The organism is Paraburkholderia sp. RL18-085-BIA-A, from assembly GCF_046027075.1.
Lineage (GTDB): Bacteria > Pseudomonadota > Gammaproteobacteria > Burkholderiales > Burkholderiaceae > Paraburkholderia.
On the sequence record NZ_JARESU010000102.1, the window covers coordinates 19,894 to 30,703 of the forward strand.

A 10,810-nucleotide genomic window follows, 5' to 3' on the forward strand; every position below is an offset into this window, starting at 1 on the left:
ATGCTGGCGCCGGTGCCGAACTCTTCACGGAGGTAACTTCTACCGCCGCTCTGTGTATGCTTCCTGTATGAAGCCGGTTGCCGGCCGGTTGCCGGCCTTTCGGTCCCGAACGATTTTGGCATTATCGAAAATGACACCAGACCGGTCCGACCCGCCTCGCGCGAGTCGCCTTTTTCGCAGTTCCCGCCATTCCCGCCGCACGGGTGCTCAAGCGGACGAGGCGTCGTTTCCCGCTGTGCCGGAGCAGAATTTCCATGTGCGGCGCATCACGCTGATCGCGCTGCTGGCCGCGGCGATCGTGCTGCCGTGCGTGTATGTCGCGGCCATGGCCCTCGCCGATCTGCGCACACGCGAGGCCGATGCCACCGACATGACGTTGCGCACGGTGCGGGTCGCGGAAGAGCACGCGCTGAAGGTGTTCGACATGAACGTGACGCTCGACTCGCGCATCATCGATCTGACCGAAGGCCTGGACGACGACGGCATCCGCGCGCGCGAAGCCGAGATTCACGACAAGCTGCGCACGATGGGCGGCGGCTATCCGCAAGTGGCCGCCGTGTCGATCTTCGGGCACGACGGGGACTTGCTCGCCAGCAGCCGCTATTACCCGTCGCCGATACTTTCGATCGGCCAACGCGACGACTTCGTCGGCATTCGCGACGGCAAGGATCTCGAACACGTGTCGAAGGTGATGACCGGGCACGTGGCCGGCGAACAGGTGTTCAACATGGGCGTGGAGCGGCGCGCCGCTGACGGCACGTTTGCCGGGATGGTCTCGGTGGCGCTGCGGCCCAGCTACTTCGATGCGTTCTACCGCGAACTGCTCGGCGGCAGCAGCAGCACGCCGATGATCATGAGCCTCGTGCGCACCGACGGTGCGATCCTCGCGCACTATCCGCGCAGCCCGCGCGAGCCGACGGCGATGACGCCGGATTCGCCGTTCGCCGAAGCCGTCTCACAGGGGCGGCGGGCCGGGGTCGTGCGCATGCGCTCGAACGTCGACGGCGACAAGCTGATCCTCGCGTTCCGGCATGTCGGTTCGTATCCCGTGTACGTGCTGTGCGGCTATCGCACGTCGGCGATCTGGGCCGCGTGGTATCGGCACCTGAGCGTGCTGATCGTGTCGATGTTTACGCCGTCGATCGCGCTGTGGTGCGTAATCTGGCTGTCGCTGCGGCGCCTTGGCGCCGAAGAGGAAGCGTGGGAGCGCTGGCAGGCCGAAGCGTCGATGCGCCGCTCGATCGAATCGGCGTATCGCCAGTCGCGCAAGATGGAGGCGCTCGGCACGCTGGTCGGCAGCGTCGCGCACGACTTCAACAACCTGCTGATGATCCTCTCGTCGAACGTGCAGATCGCGCGGCGGCTTGGCGTGGCCGGGATAGACCGCGAACTGTCGGCGATGGAGCGCGCGCTCAAGAGCGGCCAGTCGCTGACCCGGCAATTGCTCGGCGTCGCGCGCAAGCAGCCGTTGCGCACCGAAACGCTGTCGCTCGAACGCTGGCTGCCGGCTTGCCGCGAATTGCTGCGCGCGTCGCTCGGTGCGAAGGTCTCGCTGGTGATCGACCCCGGCGTCGAGACCTGGCCGATGCGCGTCGACGTCGCCGAACTCGAACTGGCGCTGATCAACGTCGCCGTGAATGCGCGCGACGCGATGCCGAGCGGCGGACGCTTCACGTTGCGCGCGAGCAATATCACCTTCCGTCACGAGGACGGCTTTCCGCTGACCGGCGACTTCGTGCAACTGTCCCTCGAGGATACGGGCGTCGGCATGGCGCCCGACGTGCTGGCGCGCGCCTTCGAACCGCTTTTCACGACCAAGCCGAAAGGCATGGGCACGGGCCTCGGTTTGCCGCAGGTTTTCGCGTTCTGCGAGAGCTCGGGCGGGCTGGCCGCGATCGACAGCGCGGTCGGCGCGGGCACCTCGGTGCGCCTTTATCTGCCGCGCGCCACCGACGAGCCCGAGGCGCCCGGCCCGGCCGAAGCGAGCACCGACGAGAACGGCGCGGCGCAGGGGCTGCGCATCCTGCTGGTCGAGGACAACGCGGAAGTGGCCGCCGGCACCGAAGCGCTGCTGCAGATGATGGGCCACCAGGTCACGTGCGTGTTCAACGCCGACACCGCGCTGCATCTGTTCGACGATGCCAATGCGCGGCGGGCGCGCACCGGCGAGCCGCTGCCGTTCGATCTCGTGCTCTCGGACATTCATATGCCGGGGACGATGAACGGCATCGATCTGGCCGAAGCGATCATGGCCTTCGACGTGAAGCTGCCGGTGATTCTCGTCACCGGCTACGCGGAAGAACTCGACCGCGCGCGGCGGGTGGATGTGAGGGTGCTCTCCAAGCCGTTCGATATCGGCTTGCTGGAAAAGCTGCTCGAAACGATCCAGCGCGACGTGGCGCAGACGGGTAGCGATCCGGCGACGCATCAGGCGGAATAGAGGCCGCGGCCCGCGCCGGCGGGCTTGTCGGACTCGGCGGACTCGGCGGACTCGGCGGACTCGGCGGACTCGGCGGACTCGGCGGACTCGGCGGACTTGTGCGGGCTCGGCGGACATTGGCAGGCTCACCCGAGCTGGGTGTCATTTACCTACGGTTGTAAAAGCGTGGCGGCGCGGCAGCACATTTTGTGCGCGGGTTTGCGCATCCGGCTTCGCGCAGGCTCGCGTGACGGGGCGCGCGGCCGCGTGGCCCCGCTCCGGCATGATCGTTGCGGCGCAAACTGACGAGGAGGGCGACGCGTTCCCGCGTTGCCCGTTCCGCCAAAAACGTCGGGAGACAGCCATGCAACATACCGTGATTGGTTTATTCGACACCTACATGCAAGCGGAAGGCGCCCGCGACACGCTCGTACAGATCGGCCTCGCACGCGACACGATCGAATTGCAGGCAAATCCGGAACCGTCGGTCGACTCGGCCACCGGCGAAGTCGCCAACGCCGGCGTGCTGGCGAATATCGAGCGCTTTTTGTCGAGCCTGTTCGCCAGCAGTTCGCGCGAACCGGAAACCGCGCGCTACGCCGAAGCCGTGCGGCGCGGCGCGGTGCTGGTGTGCGTCCACGCAACCAGCGAAGCCCACGCGGAACTGGCGCGCGATACGCTCGCGAGGCTGGGCGCAACCGACATCGGCGAACGTCTGCCGGACTGGGACACGCAACGGGCGGCCAGCCGTGACCACTCGGTGCTCGACGAACTGGGCATCGGCGCGATGACGCCGGGATCGCCGCGGACTTCGAGCGTGACGACAGCAACGCCCGGCGTGGCTAAACCGAGTGCAACTACCGCCACCACGGCCACCACGGCCACGCGGCCGGCCGGAACGGGCGATCCCTTGCATCCGGTGCCGCCGGCAACGACGCCTGCCGAGCCGTTCGTGCCGCCGCCTGTCAACGAGCGGCCTGCTGTCGATCCGGTAAACGAGCCGGTGATCGATCCTCTCGTCGGCGACGCAGGCCGCAGCGCGATCGCCGCCGGGTCGGTGCCGGGCTCAGGCGCGGTGATGCAGCCGTCGGAAGTCGTCTCCGAAGCAGGGCAGCCGACCGCCGGTCTGGGCGGCCAGATGCCGAACGAATATCTGGAATACGAAGAAGATTTTCGCTCGCACTATGACGAGCAGTACGCTGCTGAGAGCGCGCGCTATGAAGACTACGTGCCGGCTTACCGGTACGGCGCGGAAATCGGCAACGACGCGCAGTTTCGCGATCGACCATGGGAAGACATTGAGCCGGAAGCTCGGCGTCATTGGGAAACCACGTCCCCCGACAGCACTTGGGAGCGTTTCAAGCTAGCGGTGCGTCACGGTTGGGAACGGGTGACAGGACATCACCACGTATAGAGAGATATGCGCGGCGGCGGTGTTGCACGAAAGGGAAGCTGGGTACCCCCGCCGCGTCGCATCCCGCACGGGCAAGCCGGTCCGGGAGCCATGCGAGTCACATGAAGGGAACGTCGGTCACGCAGCCGTGTGCCCCTTGATCCAGACCACATACCGGTCGACGAAAGTCTGCAGGAACTTGCGCGTACGGTCGTTTACGATCTCGCCTTTTTCGTTGATGACCGCCGGGTCGTGCTTGATGAACACTTCAGGTTGCCCCAGGATCGCGACATCGAGATAGGCGAGCACATTGCGCAGATGCTGTTGCGCCAGCGCCGAGCCGGTTGCGCCGACCGAGGTGCCGATCACCGCGCCAGGCTTATTGCGCCATGAATTCGTGCCCCATGGACGCGAACCCCAGTCGAGCGCGTTCTTCAGCACGCCGGGGATCGAGCGGTTGTATTCGGGGGTGACGAACAACAGGCCATCGGCCGCTTCGACGCGCTGCTTCAACTGCTTGCCGGCCTCGGGAAAGTCGGCGTCGTAGTCCTGGCTGTAGAGCGGCAGCGAAGCGATGTCGATGAATTCGAAGGTGAAGTCGGACGGTGCCAGTGAAATCACCGCTTGAGCCATTTGACGGTTGAACGAGCCCCGACGCAGGCTGCCGACGATGACTGCAATGTGATGGGCCATGGTTCGCTTCCTTGATGTGAGGCGCTCGACGCGCAAAGGGTACGAACTGCCCATCATAGGCAAAAAGCCGCGCACCCGGGGGCGACAGGGAGAGGCAAACACCAGTGTCCCGGCGCGTCTGAAAATCGTCGCGAGCGAGGGGGGCGGTGGATAACCTCGCAGCCCGCAAAGTTATCCACAGATTCGCTGAATAACCTTGTGGATAACTGGTACTTTTGCCTTGTCAATCAAGCATGCCTTCGGCCCGAGACGATTTGAGGCAAACGTGTGCTGCGCGGCTTCCCGCCTGTAGGCAAACCGCAGCGGCTGGCAGACGCGAAGAGCGACGTTGCTATGTGCGCCAGCGCTCATTGAACCTCGCCTCGCGGCGACCATGGGGCAGACGAACGGGTTATGGGGGCAAAGAAATTTCTGTTTTGCTGCTTGAGTTGCTTTCGCAGGCCAATGAACCGGTTTTCAGGAGGACCTAGCCATGAATTCGAACTACGCAGGCAAATCTCACGACGAAGCGGTGGCTGCTCGCAAGAAGGAGATGCAGCGCGCGCAGGAACAACCTGGCGGCGAAATGGCCTTCGATGGCACACAAGCGGACAAGGTGCATAGCAGCGGCGAGCTGTCCGAACGTGGCAAGGAGGTGTGGCGCAAGGGCAGCGGGATGGATGGAGGCGGCAAGATCTAGCCGTCGAGCAGGTGCGGACAAGGCTCCGCAAATCGTCAAACCGGATCCAGTTCGGGCTGGACGCAAAAAGGGCGCCGTTTCGGCGCCCTTTTTTGCTTCGAGAAGTTTCTTTGATGACGGACTTCGCCGTCGGCACGTAACTCCGCGCCGCGCCCGTGAAGCGATTAGTTGCCGAAGAACACGTTGCAGTACGATGCCGGGCCGTTGCACGGAGCCGGAGCCGCTGCGTGAGCTGCACCGGAAGCGGCTGCAAACAGGGCGACGGAAGCGATCAGGGCGGACAGAATGCGTTTCATGGTGCTACTCCTCTTCAGCGTTTGGTTCGCGATCAGGTGCGATCGATGGCTGAAGAATAGCGATTCAGTGTCTGCCTACAAATACCGAAGACAAGAAGACATTTTTTCACTTATCGAAATAATCTGTAAGGGCTTCGACGCGCCGTTACTGGCTGAAGGTTCGCTGCTTATTCCCCATGCGGGTCAGAGGCGATGCGAATCGCCGCAATTCATGATTTCGGTTTTCGCAATAATTTTTGTGCCTTGTCATAACGCGTCCGCCGGCGCGACCAAGCTCATCCGGTTATCGCTTTGTCGACGCGCATATGTTCAACACCAATTCGCTTGCGCAAGAACGTGAGGGAGAATGGCGCACGCACGCGCATCCCGCGCCAGGACATCTACACGTTCATGAACTATCACGTTTCAGGAGACCACGCGCGTCAGCCGCAGGCGCGTCGACGGAGCATGCCATGGCGCAGGTAGGGACTGCGGCGCTCGACGATCCCGTTTATCTGACGCAATTGCGGCGCGATCTGGTGCGCTTCGCCCGTTTGCAGTTGCGCGACGCCGCGGCCGCCGAAGACGCCGTGCAGGAGGCACTGGCCGCCGCGTGGACGCACGCCGACCGCTTCGTCGGGCAGTCGGAACACAAGACCTGGGTGTATGGCATCTTGCGGCACAAGCTCGTCGACACCTTGCGAGCCCGGCAACGCACGATCAACCTGTCGGCGCTCGAAGCCGAACTTGACGGCGAAGCGCTGCTCGATCGCGAACTCTTCAAGGACAACGGCCACTGGTCGCGCGAAACCAAGCCGCGCCCATGGCCGACGCCCGAAACCGCATTGCGTCGGCAACAGTTCTGGACCTTGTTCGAGATGTGCCTGGAAAATCTGCCCGAGCATATCGGACGCGTTTTCATGATGCGCGAATTCCTCGATCTCGATACCGAGGCCATTTGCGCCGAACTGCAGATCAACGCCAATCACTGCAGCGTACTGATCTACCGTGCGCGGCTGCGCTTGCGCACTTGCCTCAGCGAAAAAGGCCTGACCAGCGAGGATGCGAATGGGGAAGTGTAAGAACATCACGCGCCTGTTATCCGACGCGCTAGACCGTTCGTTGACGACCGGCGAATGGGTGGCGATCCGGCTGCATCTGCCGACTTGCAGCGGTTGCCGCAACTATCGCAAGCAGATCCGCCTGTTGCGCGTGGCGGCGCATGCGGTGAGCGGGATCGAGACGGTGGATGGGACAGAGCGCAACGAGTGAAGGCTAGCGTGGGTGCATGTTTGCACGCCGACGCCATCGCGGCATATCAGGCGTGCATACACGCGTCGTTCTGCGTGCATGCACTTCACTTCGGCGTCAACGTTCGCCAGCGGGCGTGTCCCGATAGCGGTCGAAAAACTGCGCGTGCGACGCTTCGTCGATCGCGACAGGATGTGCTTCCGTACGCGCCGGATGTTTCTCCAACTGCGCGCGCGTGCGAATCGGCCGATGCTGGAAATTGCCGCCGCAATTCGGACAGACGTTGCGCAGCCGGCTGAGCGCGCAGACTTCGCAGAACGTGCATTCGTACGTGCAAATCATCGCGTCGGACGCGTTCGGCGGTAGCGACTTGCCGCATCCTTCGCAGGACGGCCTGAGTTCGAGCATGGCGGTGACTCCGCTTTTCTGGGGGCGCGTGGCACGGGGTGCGCCTCGCTTGCCGGCAAGTGTAAGCGGCGCTCGTCGCCCGGAAAAGGCCGTGCGGCCATCACATCCCGTCGACGCCCGCGCGCCCCGTTAGCGCCGTCAGGTCAACACGCTCCACAACACGAGCGTGAGCGCGAGGCCGACGACAGACACGATCGTCTGCAATACCGACCAGACCGCCACCGTCTGCTTCAATTGCAACCCGAAATATTCGCGCACCATCCAGAAGCCGGCGTCGTTCACGTGACAGAAGAACACCGAGCCCGCGCCGATCGCGAGCGCCATCAGCGAATTGTGCGTCGCGCTCAGTCCGGCGACGACCGGCGCGACGATACCGGCCGTCGTGGTGGTGGCGACAGTCGCCGAGCCCGTCGCCTGGCGCAGCGCGACGGCGATCAGCCAGGCCAGCAGAATCAGCGGCATGTGCGCACCGACCGCGATCTTGCCAATGGTCGTGCTGATGCCCGCGACCACGAGTGCCTGCTTTAGGCCGCCGCCCGCGCCGATGGTCAGCAGCAGCGCGGCGATCGGCGGCAAGCTTTTTCGCAAAATGCCGCCGACGCGCTCGCGCGCCATCCCACGCGACCAGCCGAGCGCGACCACCGCGAACAGCACGGTGAGGCCGAGCGCGACGAGCGGCTCACCCAGAAAATTCAGCGTGTTGAACAGGAACGTCTCGGGCTGAAGCAGCAGCTTGGCGACCGTGCGGCCCAGCATCAGCACGACAGGCAACAGAATCGTGATGAGCGAGATCGCGAAGCTCGGCGGCTCGGCGGTGCTTTGCTGCGCGCTGAAGAGCTTGCCCATTTCTTCCGGTTCGGCCACGTGCATCCGTTTGGACAGCCAGATGCCATAGAGCGGACCCGCGAGAATCACAGCGGGAATCGCGACGATCAGGCCGAGGCCGAGCGTCAGACCGAGGTCGGCATGCAGCGCGCTGACCGCGATCAACGGACCCGGATGCGGCGGCAGCAACGCGTGCAGCGTGGTCATGCCGGCCAGCGCGGGAATCGCGATGCGCAGGATCGGCTGCTGCGAACGGCGCGCCATCACGAAGATGATCGGCACCATCATCACGAGGCCCACTTCGAAGAAGAGCGGCAGGCCGATGATCAGCGCGACCACGGCCATCATCCACGGCAGCGTGCGCGGCGTGGAGTGCTTGAGAATGGTCGAGACGAGCCGGTCGGCGGCGCCCGATTCGGCCATCAGCGCACCGAGCATCGCCCCCAGCGCAATGATGATGCCGACGTCGCCGAGCAACGCTCCCGCGCCTTTGCTGAATGCGCTCGCGACCGCTTCGAGCGGCAGGCCGGCGGCAAAACCCGCCGCGAACGTGCCGACCAGAATCGACAGGAACGGCGCGAGTTTCAGCGCGCTGATGAAAATGATGATCAGCGCGAGTCCAAGCGCACATGACAGTATGAGTTGAGTGTCGTGGGATGCCCACGGCGTGAGTGTTGTCGTCACAGTGTCCCTTTCAATCGAATGACGCAGCCGCGGTCTTGCGGGGAGGACAAATTGTAGCGGTCAGTGAAGGCGCGAGGCGGCGACGCGTGCAGAGCGCAGCCCAGGTGGTTCGCCCGCACGCGTGATTTGCTTATGCGAATTTATCGGTTCATCCAGACTTGCAGACGAATTATTGTCGGAGCCAATCGGTCCGTTTTGCGTCCGTCCTTTTTACGAGCGTTTCCATGTCCCATCATTCGCAGTTCACGCGCCGCGCGTTCCTTGCGGGCGCGGGCGCATCGTTGGCCGCCGCCGCTTTGCCTGTCATTCCCGGGTTCGCTTTTGCCGCCGACGCGCACGCCAAAGAACTTCGCATCGGCTATCAGAAAGCGGCCAGTACGCTGGTGTTGCTGAAGTCGCACGGCACGCTCGAAAAGCGGCTCGCGCCGCTCGGCGTCACGGTCAAATGGACCGAGTTTCCGGCCGGCCCGCAGCTGCTGGAAGGGCTGAACGTCGGCGCGATCGACTTCGGCTATGTCGGCGAGGCGCCGCCGGTGTTCGCGCAGGCAGCCGGCGCGAATTTCGTCTACACGGCCTATGAAATTCCGACGCCGCACGCCGAAGGCATCCTCGTGCATCAGAGTTCACCCATCAAGACATTGGCCGATTTGAAAGGCAAGAAAATCGCGCTGAACAAAGGCTCGGACGTGCACTGGTTTGTGGTCGCCGCGTTGCAGAAGAACGGCGTGAAGTTCAGCGAGATTCAGCCCGTCTATCTCGCACCCGCCGATGCACGCGCGGCCTTCGAACGAGGCGCCATCGACGCATGGGCGATCTGGGATCCGTTTCTCGAAGCGGCGAAGCGGCAGTCAAACGCGCGCTTACTCGCGGATGCCGACGGGATCGTGAGCCACCATCAGTTCTTCCTGAGTGCGCGGCCATTTGCGCAGCAAAACGGCGAGGTGCTCGCTATTGTGATGGACGAAGTCGGCAAAGAGGGCGAGTGGGTGCGAGGTCATTACAGCGAGGCTGCTGCGCAGCTCGCGCCCATTCAAGGACTCGACGCGGGGGTGATCGAAGCGGGCCTGCGGCACTACGCGCATGTGTATAAGCCCGTCGATGCGAGCGTACTTGCGGAACAGCAACGTATCGCGGATACGTTCAGCGAGTTGCGCATCATTCCGACCCGGATCGTCACGAAGGAAGCGGCGCTGCCGGCCAAAGTCTAGGGGCGCTAATGGGTATGCGTCTACGGCATTACGTGATTCGCTTTGTTTCGACGCTCAGGAGAACAGCGCCCCAACGTTCTCCGGCGGCCGGCCAATCACGGCGCGCCCGTTTCGCACGACGATCGGTCGTTGCAGGAGGATGGGGTGCTTCGCCAATGCTTCGTATAACTGAGCGTCGGTCAGTGTGGCATCGGCGAGTTGGAGTTCTTGGTATTCGGCTTCCGTGTCGCGGATCATCTCGCGGACTGGGCAGCCCAGTTGAGCGTTGAGTTGTTTGAGTTGTGCAACGGTCAACGGCTGTTTCAGGTATTCGATGACTTCAGTCGTTTCGCTGGCGGTGTTGTAGGTACTGGTGACTAGCTCGCAAGTGGCTCGGGATTTGGAGCAGCGCGGGTTATGGTAGATCGTGATCATGAGCGTGAAGGTGGGCGTTGTTTGTTGCGGGGGATTTTTCTGCTGCGGAGATTTTAGCGGGTCGGGGACGGGTCGGGCAGCGGTTTGCTTCGCGGCGGGAATTGTTGATTGCAACGATGAGGGGGCGCGGAGACAGGGCACGCGTGGGCGCCGGGGATTTCGCGTTCGATAGGGAGCGCGCATGGTTATACAGTGCGCCGCGGAATAAGTCAGCGCTACAGTTTTTATTCACGCGATTGCGGGTTCTATTTTTTGCGCAGCGACCGAGAGCTAGTTTGACAGGGATGCGTGCGGAGCCGCAGTCAGAGGCGACCAGAGTCAGCTAGCACGGTGACCGGTATGAAAAGACCGCATCGGACGCAGTGCGCCGCCCGCCTGCGCAACCGAGGTGGCCAAGCACGGTTTATGCGCATAAACCGTATGCGACAGATTGGCGGTAATCGCCACGAATTGATCGCGCACCGTGCGTTTCGGCGTTCGCAGGAGGAGAGAAGACTTGATCGAGCGATCGCCTTCGCCTTCGCCTTCGCCTTCGCCTTCGCCTTCGCCTTCGCCTTCGCC

Annotated in this window: 11 protein-coding genes and 1 pseudogene; 6 read left to right on the forward strand and 6 right to left on the reverse strand. The window is 63.5% G+C overall.

What is annotated here, in order from left to right; all coding sequences use genetic code 11:
• Positions 1 to 130: 130 nt before the first annotated feature.
• The gene (locus P0D89_RS38645; protein ID WP_408358685.1) at positions 131 to 2,440 is read left to right on the forward strand and encodes a hybrid sensor histidine kinase/response regulator family protein; all 2,310 of its coding nucleotides are present in this window, start codon (positions 131 to 133) and stop codon (positions 2,438 to 2,440) included.
• Between the two features lie 343 nt (positions 2,441 to 2,783).
• Positions 2,784 to 3,833: a hypothetical protein gene (locus tag P0D89_RS38650; RefSeq protein ID WP_408358687.1), complete on the forward strand. Its 1,050-nt coding sequence runs from the start codon at positions 2,784 to 2,786 to the stop codon at positions 3,831 to 3,833.
• A 117-nt stretch (positions 3,834 to 3,950) separates the two neighbouring features.
• Here the strand turns inward: P0D89_RS38650 and P0D89_RS38655 are convergent, their stop codons facing one another.
• Positions 3,951 to 4,505 carry an NADPH-dependent FMN reductase gene (locus P0D89_RS38655; protein ID WP_408378162.1) on the reverse strand — a complete coding sequence of 185 codons (555 nt, stop codon included), beginning with the start codon at positions 4,503 to 4,505 and terminating at the stop codon, positions 3,951 to 3,953.
• Between the two features lie 472 nt (positions 4,506 to 4,977).
• Between P0D89_RS38655 and P0D89_RS38660 the strand changes: the two genes are divergently transcribed.
• Positions 4,978 to 5,184: a hypothetical protein gene (locus P0D89_RS38660; RefSeq protein WP_408358690.1), complete on the forward strand. Its 207-nt coding sequence runs from the start codon at positions 4,978 to 4,980 to the stop codon at positions 5,182 to 5,184.
• Between the two features lie 164 nt (positions 5,185 to 5,348).
• Here the strand turns inward: P0D89_RS38660 and P0D89_RS38665 are convergent, their stop codons facing one another.
• Positions 5,349 to 5,480 carry a hypothetical protein gene (locus P0D89_RS38665; RefSeq protein WP_408358692.1) on the reverse strand — a complete coding sequence of 44 codons (132 nt, stop codon included), beginning with the start codon at positions 5,478 to 5,480 and terminating at the stop codon, positions 5,349 to 5,351.
• Between the two features lie 452 nt (positions 5,481 to 5,932).
• Between P0D89_RS38665 and P0D89_RS38670 the strand changes: the two genes are divergently transcribed.
• Together P0D89_RS38670 and P0D89_RS38675 are read left to right on the forward strand one after the other, a co-directional pair.
• Positions 5,933 to 6,541 carry an RNA polymerase factor sigma-70 gene (locus tag P0D89_RS38670; RefSeq protein ID WP_408358694.1) on the forward strand — a complete coding sequence of 203 codons (609 nt, stop codon included), beginning with the start codon at positions 5,933 to 5,935 and terminating at the stop codon, positions 6,539 to 6,541.
• A complete protein-coding gene (locus P0D89_RS38675) occupies positions 6,528 to 6,731 on the forward strand; it encodes a zf-HC2 domain-containing protein (protein WP_408358696.1) in 204 nt (67 codons plus the stop codon). Before P0D89_RS38670 ends, P0D89_RS38675 begins: the two co-directional genes overlap by 14 nt.
• 96 nt (positions 6,732 to 6,827) lie before the next feature.
• Here P0D89_RS38675 and P0D89_RS38680 read toward each other — a convergent pair whose 3' ends face one another.
• Entirely contained in the window at positions 6,828 to 7,118 is a 291-nt protein-coding gene (locus P0D89_RS38680) for a DUF1272 domain-containing protein (RefSeq protein WP_408358697.1), read from the reverse strand.
• A 138-nt stretch (positions 7,119 to 7,256) separates the two neighbouring features.
• Positions 7,257 to 8,627 (reverse strand): GntT/GntP/DsdX family permease, encoded by a 1,371-nt coding sequence (locus P0D89_RS38685; RefSeq protein ID WP_408358699.1) that lies wholly within the window; start codon positions 8,625 to 8,627, stop codon positions 7,257 to 7,259.
• A gap of 224 nt (positions 8,628 to 8,851) precedes the next feature.
• Between P0D89_RS38685 and P0D89_RS38690 the strand changes: the two genes are divergently transcribed.
• Complete coding sequence (locus P0D89_RS38690; protein WP_408358701.1) at positions 8,852 to 9,835, forward strand: sulfonate ABC transporter substrate-binding protein; 984 nt, start codon at positions 8,852 to 8,854, stop codon at positions 9,833 to 9,835.
• Between the two features lie 54 nt (positions 9,836 to 9,889).
• On the opposite strand, the gene arsC is transcribed toward P0D89_RS38690, so the two are convergent.
• Entirely contained in the window at positions 9,890 to 10,249 is a 360-nt protein-coding gene (gene arsC / locus P0D89_RS38695; RefSeq protein ID WP_408358703.1) for an arsenate reductase (glutaredoxin), read from the reverse strand.
• Positions 10,250 to 10,567: 318 nt separating this feature from the next.
• Positions 10,568 to 10,810 (reverse strand): annotated as a pseudogene (locus tag P0D89_RS38700) (hypothetical protein); the annotation flags it as partial.

Excerpts from the sequence above, each read along its gene's own strand:
- P0D89_RS38680 (WP_408358697.1), bottom strand. The coding sequence starts at position 7,118 with ATGCTCGAACTCAGGCCGTCCTGCGAAGGATGCGGCAAGTCGCTACCG.
- P0D89_RS38670 (WP_408358694.1), top strand. The coding sequence starts at position 5,933 with ATGGCGCAGGTAGGGACTGCGGCGCTCGACGATCCCGTTTATCTGACG.
- P0D89_RS38660 (WP_408358690.1), top strand. The coding sequence starts at position 4,978 with ATGAATTCGAACTACGCAGGCAAATCTCACGACGAAGCGGTGGCTGCT.
- P0D89_RS38675 (WP_408358696.1), top strand. The coding sequence starts at position 6,528 with ATGGGGAAGTGTAAGAACATCACGCGCCTGTTATCCGACGCGCTAGAC.
- P0D89_RS38690 (WP_408358701.1), top strand. The coding sequence starts at position 8,852 with ATGTCCCATCATTCGCAGTTCACGCGCCGCGCGTTCCTTGCGGGCGCG.
- P0D89_RS38665 (WP_408358692.1), bottom strand. The coding sequence starts at position 5,480 with ATGAAACGCATTCTGTCCGCCCTGATCGCTTCCGTCGCCCTGTTTGCA.
- P0D89_RS38655 (WP_408378162.1), bottom strand. The coding sequence starts at position 4,505 with ATGGCCCATCACATTGCAGTCATCGTCGGCAGCCTGCGTCGGGGCTCG.
- P0D89_RS38650 (WP_408358687.1), top strand. The coding sequence starts at position 2,784 with ATGCAACATACCGTGATTGGTTTATTCGACACCTACATGCAAGCGGAA.
- P0D89_RS38645 (WP_408358685.1), top strand. The coding sequence starts at position 131 with ATGACACCAGACCGGTCCGACCCGCCTCGCGCGAGTCGCCTTTTTCGC.
- arsC (WP_408358703.1), bottom strand. The coding sequence starts at position 10,249 with ATGATCACGATCTACCATAACCCGCGCTGCTCCAAATCCCGAGCCACT.